The sequence below is a fragment of the Streptomyces sp. NPDC059248 genome (genome assembly GCF_042753905.1).
Taxonomy (GTDB): Bacteria; Actinomycetota; Actinomycetes; order Streptomycetales; family Streptomycetaceae; genus Streptomyces.
The window spans coordinates 1-16,087 of record NZ_JBHYZV010000122.1 but is presented as its reverse complement, the minus strand read 5'-3'; the positions used below and the strand labels follow the sequence as shown (position 1 = coordinate 16,087).

Here is a 16,087-nt window from a genome sequence, read left to right as displayed (position 1 = left end):
GCCCCGCCCACCCCCCCCCCGGGCCCCCCCCCCGGAGAGGCGGGGCCCACCCCGTGACGAGGAGCGCCCGTGTCCCGCAGACCCCTCACCTCCTGGCTGCCGTCCGCCCTGCTCGCCGTCGCGACGACCGCCGCGCTCGTCGCCGTACCCCGGTCGCAGCCGGTCGACGGGCCGGGGAGCGGCCCGTCCGCGGACCGTTCCGTACAGGCGGCGCGTGTCGACCAGGTCCGTACGGCTCCGGGCCCCGGCCAGGCGCCGCAGGGTGGAAAGGCCCGGCCGGACGCCCATGACGTGGTCCTCGCCGTGCACGGCGGGGCGGGGGCGGCGCTGGACCGGGAGACCACGACCCCGGCTCGGGAGAAGGCGTACCGCGACGGTCTGGCGTCCGCCCTGCTGGCCGGGCGGCGCGTTCTCGACGAGGGCGGGTCGAGTGTGGCCGCGGTGGCGGCGGCGGTACGGAGGCTGGAGGACGATCCGCTGTTCAACGCGGGCAGGGGCGCGGTGTTCAACGCGGACGCCGAGCACGAGCTGGACGCCTCCGTCATGCGCGGATCCGATCTGGCGGCGGGCGCCGTGGCCGGGGTGCGCAGTCTGCGCAATCCGGTGGACGGGGCGCGGCTGGTGATGGAGAAGTCGCAGCACGTCCTGCTCGCCGGTGAGGGGGCGGACGACTTCGGCGCCCGGCACGGGCTGGCGACGGTGACCCAGGACTACTACTGGACCCAGGCCCGGTGGGACGCGCTGATGCGGGCCAAGGAGGCGGAACGCGGGTCGAAGACGGCGTCCCGCTCCCCCGAGGCGCTGCTGGACGAGGAGTCGAAGGGGACGGTCGGCGCGGTCGCGGTGGACCGCCGGGGCGATGTCGCGGCGGCCACGTCGACCGGCGGGACGACGAACAAGCTGCCGGGCCGGATCGGGGACTCCCCGCTGATCGGCGCCGGTACGTACGCCAAGAACACGACCGCGGCGGTGAGCGCGACCGGTGCGGGCGAGTTCTTCATCCGGGGCGCGGCGACGTCGACGGTCTCCGGGCTGATGGAGTTCAAGGGGCTGGGCGTGGCGCCCGCCGCGTACGAGGTCGTGGTCGAGCGGCTGCCCCGCCTGGGGGGTCGGGGCGGGGTGATCGCCCTGACCCGCGACGGGGTGTTCGACGCCCCGCACAGCAGCCCGGGCATGCTGCACGGCTATCTCACGGAGGACGGCGACGTGGTGACGAAGATCTTCCCGGACGAGTCGCCCGCGAACACCTGAGGCGGTCCTGTGGGTCCTTCGGCGGAAAAACGACGTCGTCGTCGGGGGTGAGGGTCGTGTCGCGGATCTGCCGGAACGGGCCCGCCGGGGTTGCTGGACTGGTGGCCGTCACCCTATCGCCGTCAGGACGGGATCCATGTCCACGCTCGCCGCAGCCTCGTCGTCCCCACCCACCGCGCCCGACCCCACCGACCCCGCCCGCTCCCCCGCCGGCTCCGCGGGCGGTCCGCCACGACGCGGCGGATGGCCCGCGGTCGTCGCCGTCACCCTCGGGATCTTCTCCGTCGTCACCACCGAGATCCTGCCGATCGGTCTGCTGACCGCCATCGGCGGCGACTTCGCCGTCTCCGACGGCACGGCCGGGCTGACGATGACCATGCCGGGGCTGCTCGCGGCCGTGGCGGCGCCGCTGGTGACCGTGGCGACGGGCCGTCATGACCGGCGGCGGATGCTGGTGCTCTTCCTGGCCCTGCTCGTGGCCGCCAACCTGCTGGCCGCGACCGCGACCGGGTACGGGGCCGTGCTGGTCTCCCGGATCCTGGTCGGGGTGGTGATCGGCGGCTTCTGGTCGGTCGGCGCGGGGCTCGCGCCCCGGCTGGTCCCGGAGCGGTCGGCCGGGCGGGCCACCGCGGTGATCTTCTCGGCGGTGCCGCTGGGCTCGGTGCTCGGGGTACCGCTGGGGACGCTGATCGGTGACGCGTACGACTGGCGTACCGCCTTCGGCGCGATGGCCGTTTTCACCCTCGCCGCCCTGCTCCTGCTGGTCCTGACGATGCCTCGGCTGCCCGCCGTCGATGTGACCCGGGCGGCGGTGCTGCGCGACGCCCTGCGCCGCCCGGGCACCGGTGCCGCCCTGTTGTTCACGGTGCTGATCGTGCTCGCCCACTTCGGCGCCTACACCTATGTCACACCGTTCCTGGAGGAGGTCGCCGGGGCGGGGCCGCTGACGGTGACGCTCTGTCTGCTCGGGTTCGGGGCGGCGGGGATCGCGGGGACCTTCGCCGGGGGCGCGCTGGTCGACCGCCGTCCCCGGGCGGCCTTCGCCGGGGCCGGGGCGCTGATGGCCGCGGCCGTCCTCGCCCTGCCGGTGCTGGGCGCCGTACCGGGGGCGGCGCCGGTACTGCTCGTGGTGTGGGGCGTCGCGTACGGGGCGGTACCCGTCTGCTCCCAGCGGTGGTTCGCCCGGGCCGTGCCGGGCGCGCCGGAGGCGGCGTCCGTGCTGTTCACCGCGTCGTTCCAGGCGACGATCTCCCTCGGCGCGCTGGCGGGCGGCGCGGCGGTCGACGGCCACTCGCCGTCGGCTGCGATGGTGCTCGGGGGGACGACGGCCGTCGTGATGGTGCTCGCGGTCGCCGGGTACGGGCGGGGGCGCGCCGTCGCGTAGGGACGGGGCCGCGCCCGGCGCCGAGATACGGGACCGCTCCGGTCCGCGGGGTCCGGAGCGGTCCGCGGGCCGGTCTACGCGCCCTTGATGACCTCCACCTTCTTGTCCCCCGCCGCGGCGTGCGCGGAGGAGGCGGCGGCGAGCAGTGCGGAGACCGTCAGGGCGATCGTCTTCCCGAGTTTCATGATTCCTCCCGTGGCTCCGGCTGTCGGGCCGGTGCCGTCCGTACGGCCATGGGGCCGGTCCTGCGGCCGTGGGGCCGTGGGGCCGTGGGGCCGTGGGCCGGTCCGGGAGCCGCCCGCTGCGGGCCCCGGACCGTGACACGCACCGCCCGGGGAGCCCGGTTCCGGGACCTCCGTCCGGCCCGGCGGGGGACCGTCGCCGTCCGGAACGGTCTCTGCACCCTCCGGCGTCAGGGCTGTTCGGCCCCCGGGCCACGGACGTTCGGCCCGTGCGGGCCGGGGCTCGCGGGCCGAGACTGGAGACGGGGGATGCCGGGGGATCCGGCGGTACGGCGCACGAGGAAGAACGGAAGTGCTGTGATGAACGGTCCGGTCGTGGTCGGTGTGGACGGCTCGAAGTCGGCGCTCGGCGCGGTGGAGGTCGCGGCCCGGGAGGCGCGGGTGCGCGGGGTGGGGCTCCATGTGGTGCACGCCTTCATCTGGCCCGCGATGCGGGTGTCCCTCGGCCCCTCGCCGGTCGGGCCGCGCGACGGCGGGCTGCGGAACGCCGCCGAGCGGGTGCTCTCCGAAGCCGTGGAGCGCGCCCGGGAGACCGAGCCGGGGATCGACGTCACCCGGGATCTGGTCACCGGGGAGCCGCTGACCGTGCTGGAGGCGCAGTCGCGGGACGCGACCCTGGTCGTGGTGGGCAGCCGGGGCATGGGCGGGTTCATCGGGCTCCTGGTCGGCTCGACGGCGGTGCATCTGGCCGCGCACGCGCGGTGCCCGGTGCTGGTGGTGCGCGGTGACGCGCGGGCGACCGGGCCGGTCGTGGTGGCCGTCGACGGCTCGCAGGAGTCCGACGCGGCCGTCGGGTTCGCCTTCGCGGCGGCGTCGGCGCGCGGCGCCGAGCTGGTCGCCGTGCACGCGTGGAACACCTGGACCGAACGCGGCGACGACGACCCCGGCTATCCGCAGAACCTGGTGGACGGCATCGACCGGATGCGGGAGGCGGAGGAGCGGCTGCTGGCGGAGGCGCTCGCCGGGCACCGGGAGCGGCACCCGGAGGTCACCGTGCACCGGCGGCTGGTGGAGAACCGGATCCGGCAGGCGCTGATCGAGGCGACGGAGCAGGCGCAGCTGATCGTGATGGGTGCGCGGGGCCGCGGCGGGTTCACCGGGCTGCTGCTGGGCTCGGTGAGCCAGGCGCTGCTGCATCACGCGCACTGCCCGGTCGCGGTGGTACGCGGCGACCGGCCGTGATCCGCGGCTGACCCGCCCTTCCGGGACCCGTCGCCCCCACCGGGGCGGCGGGTCCCTTCGTCGTTCCGGCGGGCGCGCGCTCCGGCCGGGCGCCCGGGTACGCGGGGGCGTGACCCGGCGTACGGGTCCGTACGGACGCGGCGGGGGAACCCCGTCGGCCGGTGACACTCCGGGCCGACCGGTCGACTCGGGACCCGGCCCGTCCTTACGATGCGTTCGGTTGGTCCGTTCAGTTCGTCGCACCACCGGCCGGCCGGCGGCCGCCCGGTGTCCTCCGGGGGGTTCGCGTGTCCCAGTACTTCCAGCAGCACGACCACGGTTCGCACGGGTCCGGCGGGGACGGTCCCGGTGGCGGGCGCTCCCCCGGGCGCCGCGCGGTCACGGCCGTCCGGTCCGACTTCTGCGCCGTCCCGCCCAGTCCGCGGCTGCGGGAACGGGGCGCCACCGGTCCCGTACCGCACAGCCGGGCGGCGATGGCGGCGGCGGCGAGCGGGGCACGGCCCGGGTACGACGACGGGACGATCATGCCGCCGGAGTCGTATCCGGAGGGGACGTCCGCGCTCACCGTGATGTCGGCGGCCGCCGAACGGACGCCGCTGCGCGGGCCGGTGCGGGTCGCCGTCGTCCTCGTCGACTTCGAGGACCTGCCGATGAAGGCGGGGAAGACGCACTTCGAGGAGCTGTTCTTCTCCCTCGGTGTCCTCCCCCACGGCAGTGTCCGGGAGTACTTCCGCGAGGTGACGCATGGTCTGGTCGACGTCGTCGGGGAGGTCGTGGGCCCGTTGCGGCTGCCGCGGACCCTGGCCTGGTACGCGAACGGCAACTCGGGGGTCGGCACACCGGAGGGCGAGCCCCGGGCCCGGACGATGGCGGCGGACACGGCCGCGGCGGCCGATCCGCTGATGGACTTCGCGCCGTACGACAACGACGGCAACGGCTTCGTCGACGCGTTCATCGTGGTGCACGCGGGGACCGGCGGCGAGACCAGCGGTGACCCGGGCGACCTGTGGTCGCACAAGTGGCTGCTGCCGTCCGCGTACGACGCCGACGGGACGAAGGTCTACGCGTATCTGACGATCCCGGAGGACGCCCGGATCGGGGTGGCCGCCCATGAACTGGGGCATCTCGTCTTCGGGTTCCCCGATCTGTACGACACCGACGGCTCGTCCGAGGGCGTCGGGGACTGGTGCCTGATGGCGGGGGGCGCGTGGGGCGGCGACGGTGATGTGCCCGTCCATCCGTCGGCCTGGTGCAAGGTGCGGCAGGGCTGGGCGTCGGAGTCGGTGGTCACCGCCGACGGGCCCGTCGCCTTCGAGGAGATGAAGACGTCCCGTACGGCGCACCGGCTGTGGAGCGGCGGGGCGGCCGGTGACGAGTACTTCCTCGTGGAGAACCGGCAGCGGACCGGATACGACGCGTCCCTTCCGGCGGGCGGGCTGCTGGTGTGGCACGTCGACGAGAGCCGGCCGGACAACGCCGACGAGGCCCGGTACAGGGTCGCCCTCGTACAGGCCGACGCGCTGGGCGATCTGGAGGGCGCCCGGAACCGGGGCGACGCGGGCGACCCGTTCCCCGGCAGCGCGGACAACACGGCGCTCACGGCGGACAGCAAGCCGGGGTCGCAGACCTACGCGGGCGCCGACAGCGGGGTGTCGCTCACCGGGATCTCCGCGTCCGGGCCGGTGATGACCGCGACGGTGTCGGTGTCGGCGCCCGCGGCCGCCGGATCTCCCGGGCCCGCCGTGCCCGCCGGGGCCGTGACGGGCGGGCCGTGACGGCGCCGGGCGTCGCGGGCCGGGCGGGACTTCGCGGACACAGCCCGGGGGCCGCCCGGGCCGCTCTCGTACGGTGGCGGGGCGGCGGCTCAGGGCGGGGTCTCGGGTGGGCCGTCCCCGCCGCCCAGGACGCGTAACGCCTGCTCGAAGGCGGTGCGCTGGTCGGCCGTCATCCGGCGGACGAAGGCCACCAGGGTGTCGGTGCGGCAGCCGCCGTGCGACCATGCCTCGGTCATCAGGGCGGCGGCGTAGTCGGCGCGGGTGGCGACGGCCGTGTAGCGGTAGGCGCGGCCGTCGAGTTCCCGGCGGAGCAGGCCCTTGCGGTGCACCTTGTCCATCACGGTCATGACGGTGGTGTAGGCGATGGTCCGTTCGCGGCGGAGTTCGTTCATGACCTCCCGGACCGTGACCGGCCGGTCGAGGCGCCACACCCGGGTCATCACAGCGTCTTCAAGTTCTCCCAGTTTTCCCTTCACGGAAACCACACTAAGGAGCGGGACGGGGAAGCCCGGCCGGTTTTCCGATTGTCACCACTTTCCGAACGGCCGCGGTCCCGCCGGAGGCCCCGGCCCCCGGCGAGGGGCGGGTCACCGGCCGAACAGCCGCCGCCACCAGGGGGTGCGCGGCACGGCGGCGGCCGGCGCGGCCCGCGGGACGGGGGGCGCGGCGGGTTCGGCGGCGGGCAGGGGCTGGGCCGCGGGGGCGGTGGAGAGGTCGGGCGGCGGCTGGTCCGTGTCCCGGGGGCGGGCCGGGGGGAACCGTACGGGAAGGGAGTCGAGGCGGGCGGACATCCAGGTCGTCGTCATCGTCAGTTCGGCGTCGGAGACGGCGAGTTCGATCTCGGGCATCCGGCCGAGGAGGGCGTCGATGCCGGTGTCCGCGACGGCGCGGCCGATGTCGATACCGGGGCACTCGTGGGGGCCGCTGCCGAAGGCGAGGTGGGAGCGGTTGCCGTGCATGGGGGTCTTGAGGTCGGGCCGGATCTCCGGGTCCACATTGCCCGCGGCGATCCCCAGCATCACCATGTCGCCGGCGTGGATCTCCTGGCCGCCGAGCACGGTGTCCCCGAGCGCCCAGCGGGTGGGGATCACCGCGAGCGGCGGCTGGTCCCACAGCACCTGGTCGAGGGCGTCCGGGAGGGTCATCTGACCGCCCGACAGATTGCCCCGGAACCGGGGGTCGGTGAGGACCATCCGCAGGGTTCCGGCCACCAGGTTGGAGGTGGTCACATTGCTGACGGTGAGGGCGTGCCGGACGTGTTCGGCGACCTCGTCGTCGCTCAGGCCCGCCTCGTGGTCGATGAGCCAGCTGATCAGGTCCTTGTCGGGGGCGTCCCGCTTGATCCGGACCATCTCGCGCATGGTGGTCATCACGTACTCGTTGCTGCGGACGGCGGTGTCGCTGCCGGAGACCATGTCGCGGACGGCGTCGCCGAGGGGGATGCCGTACTCCTCGGGGATGCCGCAGAGCCGGGTCATGACCAGGATGGGCAGCCGGTCGGCGAACTCGGTGACCAGGTCGGCCTCGCCGCGGGCGATGAAGCCGTCGATCAGCTGGTGGGTGAGGCGGACGATATGGCGGCGGACGCCGTGGCGGTTGAAGCGGCCGAGGGCCGCGGTGATGGCGCCCCGCAGCCGGGCGTGTTCCTCGCCGTCCACGAAGACCAGCAGCGGCTGCCAGGCGGTGACCGGCAGCAGCGGGGAATCGGCGGAGAGACGGCCTTCCCGGACGGCGCTCCAGTTGCGGGAGTCGGCGGTGAAGAGGGAGGGGGTGCGCATCACCTCCAGGTTCTCCCGGTGGCCGAGGACCAGCCAGGCGGTGACGTCGCCCGGCAGCAGGACCGGGGCGACGGCGCCGTGTTCGCGGCGCAGCCGCTCGTACAGCTCGTACGGGGAGCCCTCGGCCTCGCGTCCGTACACCCGCCGGACCGGGGCGCCCTCCAGGCCGTGCGCGGGACACCCCTGGGGCGGCACGGGCGCGGTCCTGGTGGCGGTCGGTTCTGCGTGCGGGTTGCTCATGGTGCCTCCGGGAGACGTCGGCGGGGTACGGGGGAACGGCGCGGCGGGTCCGGGGACCGGGTCAGGGGGGTGGTGGGGCGCGATCAGGGGGCACCTCGGCCACGGGAGGGGCCGCGCGCGGCAGCCCGCAGCTTAGTGCGGTGCCGGGGGCGGGGGCGGCGGATCCGGTGAATCGCGCGCGATCTTCCCGGGGGCGGAGGCGGCGTGGCGCATACGGTTCGGAATGATTTCGAGACAAACACGGAGGACCGGGAAGAGCGGGTGCACATCCGATCGAAGCACCCGGAGCGACCGCCACTCTTCGAACTGTCGTACGACTGCGCGTCATTGCCTGGTCACCGGGTGTCGCGAACCCCTCGCGCGACCGGGCCGCCGGTGGTGTGATCTCCTCGGCACCCCGTCGGCGCGGCGCTTTGGACCGGCCGGTGCGGTGTGCCGGCATGTCGTCAAAAGGGGCTGGGTGATTCGTCGTGGCAGAGGTATCGCGGTCGGCCGGAACGAGGTCGGTGCCCCGGGCGCCGGGGGCGCTTCCGCTGCTGGGCCACGCGCTGGGACTCTGGCGTGATCCGCTCGGTCTGCTCAACTCGCTGGGCCGGTACGGCGATCTGGTCCGGCTGGACCTGGGGACGCTCCCGGTCTATGTCGCCACCTCGTCGGAGCTGGTCTACGAGATCCTCACGGCCAAGGGGCGGAGTTTCGAGAAGGGGCGGTTCTTCGAGCGGCTCCGGCCGCTGGCGGGCAACGGTCTGGCCACCGCGGACGGGGAGTACCACCGCAGGCACCGCAGGCTGATGCAGCCGATGTTCTCCCGGCAGCACATCGAGGGGTACTCGGACACCATGAGCCGCAAGGCCGTCGAGCTGGTGGAGTCGTGGCGGCCGGGCCAGCGGATCGAGGTCGAGCGGGAGATGAGCACCTACGCGGTGGAGACGCTGGCGTCGACGATGTTCTCCGCGGACTTCGGGCGGCCCGCGGTGGAGGCGGTCCGGGACAACCTCCCGGTGCTGCTCAACCATCTGCTGGTACGGGCGGCCTCGCCGCGGCTGCTGGACCGGATCCCGATCCGTCCCAACCGGGACTTCGACGCGGCGGCCGCCCGGCTGCGGGCGGTGATCGACGAGACGATCCTCGGGGCCCGGAGCGGCGGCGCGGAGCGGGACCGGGGGGATCTGCTCTCCCTGCTGCTGGCGGCGCGGGACGCGGAGGACGACGGGAGGCTGAGCGACACCGAGGTCAGGGACGAGCTGAGCACGATCCTCTTCGCCGGGGTGGAGACGACGACGGCGGCCCTGTCGTGGACACTGGCCGAACTCGGCCGCCATCCGGGGATCGAGGCGGAGGTGGCCGCCGAGGTGCGGTCGGTGGTCGGCGAAGGACCGGTGACCGTCGGGCACGTACCGCGGCTGCCCGCGTTGCGCCGCGCCCTGGACGAGGCGATCAGGCTGCACAGCGTCACCTTGCTGATGCGGCGCAGCACCGAGCCGGTGGAGCTGGCCGGATACCGGCTGCCGGCGGGGACGGAGATCGCGTTCAGCCTGTACGCGATCCACCGGGACGGGCGGGTGTACGAGAACCCGGAGGCGTACGACCCCGACCGCTGGCTGCCGGAGCGTCAGCGGGCGGCCGGGCTGGGGCGGGAGGCGTACATCCCGTTCGGCGCGGGCAGCCGGAAGTGCATCGGTGACCTCTATACGTACACCGAGGCGACGATCGCGCTGGCGACGATCCTGGCACGGTGGCGGCTGGTCCCGGCCGAGGGCGGCGGGCCGCGGGAGGTGGCGTCCACGATCCCGCGGGCCGAGGGGGCGACGATGGTCGTCACGCCCCGGAGCCCTGAGAGCTCTGGGAGCCCTGGGAGCTCCGGGAGTTCCCAGAACCCCGGGAGCCCTCGGAGCTCCCGGAGCCCTCGCGACCGAGGTGCCGCGTGATCGCGGCGGTGACGGCCTCGTTGCCGGTGAACAGCGCCGCCCGCATCCCGGCGGCCTCCGCGGCCTCGGTGTTGGCCGGGAGGTCGTCGACGAAGAGGCAGTCGCCGGGGCGCAGGCCGAGCCCGTCGCAGACCAGGGCATAGGCGCGGGGGTCGGGTTTCAGCAGGCCGCACTCGTGGGAGTAGACGAGCCGGGCGAACAGGGCGCCGAAGCCGTAGGCGGCGTCCTCCCGTTCCCGGGCGCCGGTGAAACTGTTGCTGAGGACGCCCAGCCGGCAGCCGGGGAAGCGGTGCGGGAGTTCCCGGACGAAGGCGATGAGGGCGGTGTTCGGGGCGCCGAGGTACTCGTCCCACAGATCGGCCAGGAAGGCGTCGGCGCCGGTGTCGCCGAGCCCGAGGCGGGTCATGATCTCGGTACGGACCCCGCTTTCGGTGATCGCGCCGACGGCGCCCGCCTCCCAGACCGGTCCCAGGACGCGGTCGATGTCGCCGGGGGCGAGGGCGAGGCGGCTCTCCCAGGTCCGCCGCCAGCCGGTGGCGGGGGTGAGCTCCAGGACTCCTCCGATGTCGAAGACGACACCGCGTGCGTTCATCAGGGCCTCCGGGGGTGGCGGGGCCGGGCGGGTCGCCCGGCCGCTCTGCCGTCGCCCGGTCAGCCTGGGGTCTGCCCCGGGGGGAGGGTCAAGCGGTGCTGGCTTTCCCGGGGATCCACAGCTCGGTTCCCGCGTCCGGGCCGCCGTGGGCGGGACCCGGTCAGCGGTGCCCGGTGCGGTCGGGTGCCGGGGGCGCCGCGGGGGCGGAGGGGCCGGGTGGGTCGTTGCGGAACCCGCCGCCGGAGCCGGCGGCGGCCGCGTTGAGGACCTGGAGCCCGGCGAGGACGGCGAGCGCGAAGACGGCGAAGGCCAGCAGGGCGAGCACCAGCCGTCGCCGTCGCTCGCGCCGTCGCCAGGAGCCGCGGGCGGTGTCGTACGCGCCGGGGGCGGCGTGGACGGCGCCCGCGAGTGATTCCATCGCCTCGCGGAGCCGGGCCTCGGTGTCGTGGGTGTCCGGCCCGTTCGCGGGCCCGGTGGGGCGGCTGTTCATCGGCGGTTCTCCATGACCTGGGTCAGTGCGGCAATTCCGCGCGCGGTGTGGGTCTTGACCGAGCCCGGCGAGATGCCCATGGCCTCGGCTATCTCCCCCTCCTTCAGCCCCATCCAGTGGCGCAGGACGAGCGCCTCGCGCTGCCGGGGCGGCAGTTGCCGCAGGGCGCGGATCAGCGCCCGCTGGTCGTCCTTCAGGAGGGCGGTGTGTTCGGCGGAGACGACGGCGGCGCTCCCGGGACCGGTGTCGGTGGTCCTGGTGTGGCGGCGGACGACCTGGAGGTGGCGGATCCGCATCCGGGTCAGATTGCAGACGACGGAGCGCAGATACGACTCCGCGCTCTCGGCGCTGCGCAGCTTGCGCCACCGGCGGTAGATCTCGTAGTAGGCCTCGGCGACGATGTTCTCCGGGTCGTCGGCGCCCAGGAGGGTGGCGAGCCTCAGCATCGAGGTGTAGTGCGCCTCGAACAGCCGGGCGAGGGCCGTCTCGCGTTCCGTGTCGCCGTCGCCGCCGCCGTCGTGGGTGGCCGGTCCGGGCCCGGCGGTGGAGGGCTCGGCGGTGGAGGGCGGGGCGGGCTCGGCGGTGCGGGCCGTCAGGGTGCGCGCGGCGCGCGGGATCCGTCTCACGGCGCGCTCCTTCCGGTACCGGGGCGGGGCGCGGGCGCCGGGCCGCCGCCGGGCGCGGTCCGGCGGCCGGGCAGGGCCGAGACCGCCGCGGTGACGGCGACGTTGAGGACGAGGGCCGCGAGACCCGCGTACACCTCGGGCAGGGCCCCGTCGTCCGCGAGGGGGAGGAAGGACGCGAAGGGGACCACCGACGAGAAGCCCTCCCGGACGACGGCGGCGGTGCCGAAGACCATGCCCGTGGCCCAGCCCGCGAGCAGGGGCAGCGGTCTCGGCCGCCGGGCGTACAGGCAGAGGACGACGGCGGGGAGGATCTGGAGGATCCAGACCCCGCCGAGGAGCTGGAGGTTGACGGCGGCCTGGTCGCGCAGGCCGAAGACGAAGGCGACGGCGCCCGCCTTGGCGGTGAGGGAGACCGTACGGGCGATCCGTACCTGCCGCTTGGGGGTCGCGGTGGGCTGGATCTTGGCGACGTACACATTGCGGACGAAGAGGGTGGCCGCGGCCACCGACATCACGGCGGCGGGCACCAGGGCGCCGACGGTGATGGCGCCGAGGACGAGTCCGGCGAGCGGCGCCGGCATCAGCCGCTCCACCAGCATGGGCACGGCGGCCTCGGCGGCGCCGGGCGGGGTGCGGATCCCGGCGGCGACGGCGGCTATCCCGAGCAGGCCGAAGAGCGCGAGAACGGCCGTCCAGGCGGGCAGCGCGATGGCGGCGCGGCGCAGGGCGCGCGGGCCGGAGGCGGCGAAGCCGACGGTCAGGACGTGGGGGTACATCAGGAGCGCGAGGGCGGAGCCGAGGGCGAGGGTGGCGAAGGCGGGCTGCTGACCCGCCGTGAGCAGCAGGGCCGTATCGGGGTCGTGGCCGTGGGCGGCGCGTTCGGCCGCGGCGGCGGCGAAGACTCCGCCGGGTCCGCCGAACCGGTCGAGGACCAGCCAGACCAGGGCGATCACGGAGGCGAGGACGGCGGCGCCCTTGAACCCGGAGATGACGGCGGGGGCGCGCAGCCCGTGCCGGTAGGTGGCGACGGCGAGCCCGGCGAAGAGGGCGACCATCAGGAGGTCGGCGGTGGCGGATGCGGCGGGGTTGAGGCCGCCGGCGTCCAGGACGGCGCGGATGCCGAGGAGCTGGAGCGCCAGATAGGGCATGGTGGCGAGGATGCCGGTGAGGGCGACGACGAGTTCGAGGGCCGGGGAGCCGTAGCGGGCGCGGACGAGGTCGGCGACGGTGACGCTGCCGTGTTCCCGGGCCGCCGCCCACAGCCGGGGCAGCAGGACGAAGGCCAGCGGGCAGACGATCACGGTGTAGGGGACGGCGAAGAAGGCCAGCGCGCCGTTGCCGTAGGCGAGTCCGGGGACGGCGGTGAAGGTGTACGCCGTGAAGATCGTGCCGCCGAGCAGCAGCCAGGTCCAGCCGGGACCGAGGCCCCGGTCGGCGAGTGCCCAGCCTTCGAGGGACGGCAGGGTGTCGTCGGCGCGCAGCCGCGGGGCGGCGGCGGCCAGCAGCGACGCGGCGCCGACGACGGCGAGGAACGCCGTGGCGACGGCGGTTCCGCTCATCGCTCACCCCCTGGTGCGGGGCCCGGCGCGACCGGTCCCCCTGTCCGTACTCGTCCCCCGCGGCCGGGGAAATTCCCGGCCGTGCCCTGTCAACCGAACCGCGGTGACCGGCAACTCTTGCACAGACGGGCCGGAACACGGAGCGCGCCGGCGGACAAGTGCGGAGGAACCATGGCAGGACCCTTGCGGCGGGAAGGACGCGGCGCGGGACGTCCGCCGTCCCGGGCGCGGCGCGCCCTGGCCGCGGCCGTCCTGCTCGCCCCGGTGGTCGCGCTGCTGTGGGTGCCGTCGTACGCGGCGGGGCGGCCCGCGCTCGCGGGAGTCCCGTTCTTCTACTGGTACCAGCTCGCCTGGGTGCCCGGCTGTTCGTTGGGGCTGCTGGCGGCGCATCTGCTGACGCGGCCGCGCCGCTCGCCGCCGTGAGCCGGGGCGGGTGCCGCGGTGGGGGGCACGGTTCGGGTACGTATCCCGTGCCCGTCGGGGCCGTCCCCGGCTCGCCGCCGCCCCGTTCCCGCCGTCGTCGTTCTTTATCTCCCTATTCCCTCCGTTTACCGCTGTCTCTTGCCGTTTTCCATCCCGTTGACGCTGTCGCCGTCTCATGTCATGTCAAGGAGCCCGTGTGTCCCGCTCCCCCGTTTCCCTGCCCCGGGCGAATCCCAAATCCCTCCTGATCTGGACCTCGGTCGCCGTGGTCGGCGCCCTGTGCTGGGGTGTTCTGGCGCTTTCGCGCGGTGAGGAGATCTCCGCCGTCTGGCTGGTGGCCGCGGCGCTCGGTTCGTACGCCATCGCCTACCGCTTCTACTCGCGCTTCGTCGTCTCCCGGGTCCTGAAGCCGGACGACACCCGCGCCACGCCCGCCGAGCGGCTGGAGGACGGTGTCGACTACCAGCCCACGGACCGGCGGGTGCTGCTCGGGCACCACTTCGCCGCGATCGCCGGGGCCGGCCCCCTGGTGGGTCCGGTGCTCGCGGTGCAGATGGGCTATCTGCCGGGCACCATCTGGATCGTCTTCGGCGTCATCTTCGCCGGCGCGGTCCAGGACATGGTGGTCCTGTTCCTGTCGATGCGGCGGGACGGCAAGAGCCTCGGGCAGATGGCCCGGGAGGAGATCGGCAAGGTCGGCGGTACGGCCGCGCTGATCGCCGTCTTCGCCATCATGATCATTCTGCTGGCGGTGCTGGCGCTGGTCGTGGTGAACGCGCTGGCGCACTCCCCGTGGGGCACCTTCTCGGTGGCGATGACCATTCCGATCGCCCTGTTCATGGGGTTCTATCTGCATATCCTGCGCCCCGGCCGGGTGCTGGAGACCAGTCTGATCGGGGTGGCGCTGCTGCTGCTGGCGATCGTCGGCGGCGGTTGGATCCAGGAGTCGTCGCTCGCCGATACCTTCACCCTCAGCCCGACGACGCTGGTGTTCTGTCTGGTGGCGTACGGATTCGTGGCCTCCGTGCTCCCGGTGTGGATGCTGCTGGCGCCCCGGGACTACCTCTCCACCTTTATGAAGATCGGTACGATCGCGCTGCTGGCGCTCGGGGTGGTCTTCGCGGCGCCCGAACTCCAGGCGGACGCCGTGAGCAAGTTCGCCTCCACCGGTGACGGTCCGGTCTTCGCCGGGTCCCTCTTCCCGTTCCTCTTCATCACCATCGCCTGCGGCGCGCTCTCCGGCTTCCACGCCCTGGTCTCCTCCGGCACCACTCCGAAGCTGATCGCCAAGGAGTCCCAGGTCCGGATGATCGGCTACGGCGCCATGCTGATGGAGTCGTTCGTGGCGGTGATGGCGCTGATCGCCGCGGCGGTCCTCGACCCGGGGCTGTACTACGCGATGAACGCTCCCGCCGGGGTGCTGGGCGACTCGGTGGAGTCGGCGTCGGCGGCGGTGGCGAATCTCGGGTTCACCATCTCGCCCGACGAGCTGGCGGCGGCGGCCAAGGCGGTGGAGGAGTCCACCCTGGTCGCCAGGACCGGTGGCGCGCCGACGCTCGCCGTGGGAATGGCGCAGATCTTCTCCGACGTCATCGGCGGCCAGGGCATGAAGGCGTTCTGGTACCACTTCGCCATCATGTTCGAGGCACTGTTCATCCTGACCACCGTCGACGCGGGAACCCGGGTGGGCCGCTTCATGCTGCAGGACATGCTGGGCAATGTGTGGAAGCCGATGGGCCGGGTGAACTGGAAGCCGGGTATCTGGCTGGCGAGCGCGCTGGTGGTCGGCGGCTGGGGATACTTCCTCTACGCCGGGGCGACGGATCCGCTGGGCGGGATCAACCAGCTCTTCCCGTTGTTCGGGATCGCCAACCAGCTGCTGGCGGCCGTCGCGCTGACCGTGGCGACGACCCTGCTGATCAAGTCGGGCCGGTTCCGGTGGGCGTGGGTGACCGGGGTGCCGCTCGCGTTCACCGTCGCGGTCACCTTCACCGCGAGCTGGCAGAAGGTCTTCTCGCCCGACCCCCGGGTGGGGTTCTTCGCCCAGCGCGACCGGTTCGCCGACGCCGCCGACGCGGGGAAGGTCATCGGCCCGGCGAAGAACGCCGACGACATGGACACGATCGTGCTCAACTCCACCGTGGACGGGGTGCTGATCATCCTGTTCGTCCTGCTGGTGACGGTGGTGATCGTCAACGCGGCGGTGGTGTGCGTCCGCACGCTCCGCTCCCCCGAACTGCCGCCGACGACGGAGACCCCGTACGTCGCCACCACGATCGACGCGTCCGCCGGGACCGAGAAGGCGGTGGTCCGCGAATGAGCGTCCCGGCACTCGCGCCCCGGAGCCGGCTCCTGGGCTGGCTGCGGACCGCGCGCTGGTATCTGCGGGAGGTCAGCGGCGACTCGGCCTACGAGCGGTACCGCGCGCACCACCGCAGGATCCGGCCGGAGGAACCGGTCCCGTCGCGGCGGGAGTTCCAGCGGCAGCGGGCCCGCCGGCTGGAGGAGGCCCCGCAGTCCCGCTGCTGCTGACGGGCCGGCGCCGTACCACCGGGTCGGAACGTTCCGCCGCCCGCGGGGACGGGTGGCGGAACGCCCCGGCGGGGCCGTACGGCGC

General features: G+C 74.1%; 14 protein-coding genes. 8 read left to right on the top strand and 6 right to left on the bottom strand.

Annotation, left to right across the window (positions count from 1 at the left end):
* The first annotated feature begins 69 nt into the window (after positions 1–69).
* From ACFXG1_RS31475 to ACFXG1_RS31460, 4 genes are all read left to right on the top strand, one after another.
* Positions 70–1,251, top strand: coding sequence for an isoaspartyl peptidase/L-asparaginase family protein (locus ACFXG1_RS31475; protein ID WP_384724047.1), 1,182 nt, complete (start codon positions 70–72; stop codon positions 1,249–1,251).
* 136 nt (positions 1,252–1,387) lie between these two features.
* Positions 1,388–2,635: an MFS transporter gene (locus ACFXG1_RS31470; protein WP_384745602.1), complete on the top strand. Its 1,248-nt coding sequence runs from the start codon at positions 1,388–1,390 to the stop codon at positions 2,633–2,635.
* 542 nt (positions 2,636–3,177) lie between these two features.
* Entirely contained in the window at positions 3,178–4,059 is an 882-nt protein-coding gene (locus ACFXG1_RS31465; RefSeq protein ID WP_384745600.1) for a universal stress protein, read from the top strand.
* A gap of 287 nt (positions 4,060–4,346) precedes the next feature.
* Entirely contained in the window at positions 4,347–5,834 is a 1,488-nt protein-coding gene (locus ACFXG1_RS31460; RefSeq protein WP_384717673.1) for a M6 family metalloprotease domain-containing protein, read from the top strand.
* Between the two features lie 89 nt (positions 5,835–5,923).
* Here ACFXG1_RS31460 and ACFXG1_RS31455 read toward each other — a convergent pair whose 3' ends face one another.
* Positions 5,924–6,274: a BlaI/MecI/CopY family transcriptional regulator gene (locus ACFXG1_RS31455; protein ID WP_384717670.1), complete on the bottom strand. Its 351-nt coding sequence runs from the start codon at positions 6,272–6,274 to the stop codon at positions 5,924–5,926.
* Positions 6,275–6,421: 147 nt separating this feature from the next.
* Positions 6,422–7,852 carry a cytochrome P450 gene (locus ACFXG1_RS31450; protein WP_384745598.1) on the bottom strand — a complete coding sequence of 477 codons (1,431 nt, stop codon included), beginning with the start codon at positions 7,850–7,852 and terminating at the stop codon, positions 6,422–6,424.
* A 470-nt stretch (positions 7,853–8,322) separates the two neighbouring features.
* On the opposite strand from ACFXG1_RS31450, the gene ACFXG1_RS31445 reads away from it, so the two are divergent.
* On the top strand, positions 8,323–9,780 hold the full coding sequence (locus ACFXG1_RS31445; protein WP_384717663.1) for a cytochrome P450: 1,458 nt from the start codon (positions 8,323–8,325) through the stop codon (positions 9,778–9,780).
* On the opposite strand, the gene ACFXG1_RS31440 is transcribed toward ACFXG1_RS31445, so the two are convergent.
* From ACFXG1_RS31440 to ACFXG1_RS31425, 4 genes are all read right to left on the bottom strand, one after another.
* Positions 9,671–10,372: an HAD-IA family hydrolase gene (locus ACFXG1_RS31440; protein ID WP_384717660.1), complete on the bottom strand. Its 702-nt coding sequence runs from the start codon at positions 10,370–10,372 to the stop codon at positions 9,671–9,673. The two genes, ACFXG1_RS31445 and ACFXG1_RS31440, sit on opposite strands and share 110 nt — an antisense overlap.
* A 160-nt stretch (positions 10,373–10,532) precedes the next feature.
* Positions 10,533–10,862 carry a hypothetical protein gene (locus ACFXG1_RS31435; protein ID WP_384745595.1) on the bottom strand — a complete coding sequence of 110 codons (330 nt, stop codon included), beginning with the start codon at positions 10,860–10,862 and terminating at the stop codon, positions 10,533–10,535.
* Complete coding sequence (locus ACFXG1_RS31430; protein WP_384719139.1) at positions 10,859–11,488, bottom strand: RNA polymerase sigma factor; 630 nt, start codon at positions 11,486–11,488, stop codon at positions 10,859–10,861. Before ACFXG1_RS31430 ends, ACFXG1_RS31435 begins: the two co-directional genes overlap by 4 nt.
* Complete coding sequence (locus tag ACFXG1_RS31425; RefSeq protein ID WP_384719137.1) at positions 11,485–13,047, bottom strand: sodium:solute symporter; 1,563 nt, start codon at positions 13,045–13,047, stop codon at positions 11,485–11,487. Before ACFXG1_RS31425 ends, ACFXG1_RS31430 begins: the two co-directional genes overlap by 4 nt.
* 171 nt (positions 13,048–13,218) lie before the next feature.
* Here ACFXG1_RS31425 and ACFXG1_RS31420 point away from each other — a divergent pair, with 171 nt between their 5' ends.
* From ACFXG1_RS31420 to ACFXG1_RS31410, 3 genes are all read left to right on the top strand, one after another.
* Entirely contained in the window at positions 13,219–13,470 is a 252-nt protein-coding gene (locus ACFXG1_RS31420; protein ID WP_384745593.1) for a DUF3311 domain-containing protein, read from the top strand.
* Positions 13,471–13,645: 175 nt separating this feature from the next.
* Positions 13,646–15,790, top strand: a complete 2,145-nt coding sequence (locus ACFXG1_RS31415) for a carbon starvation CstA family protein (RefSeq protein ID WP_384745591.1) — start codon at positions 13,646–13,648, stop codon at positions 15,788–15,790.
* Positions 15,787–16,002, top strand: coding sequence for a YbdD/YjiX family protein (locus ACFXG1_RS31410; RefSeq protein WP_384745589.1), 216 nt, complete (start codon positions 15,787–15,789; stop codon positions 16,000–16,002). Before ACFXG1_RS31415 ends, ACFXG1_RS31410 begins: the two co-directional genes overlap by 4 nt.
* Positions 16,003–16,087 lie beyond the last annotated feature (85 nt).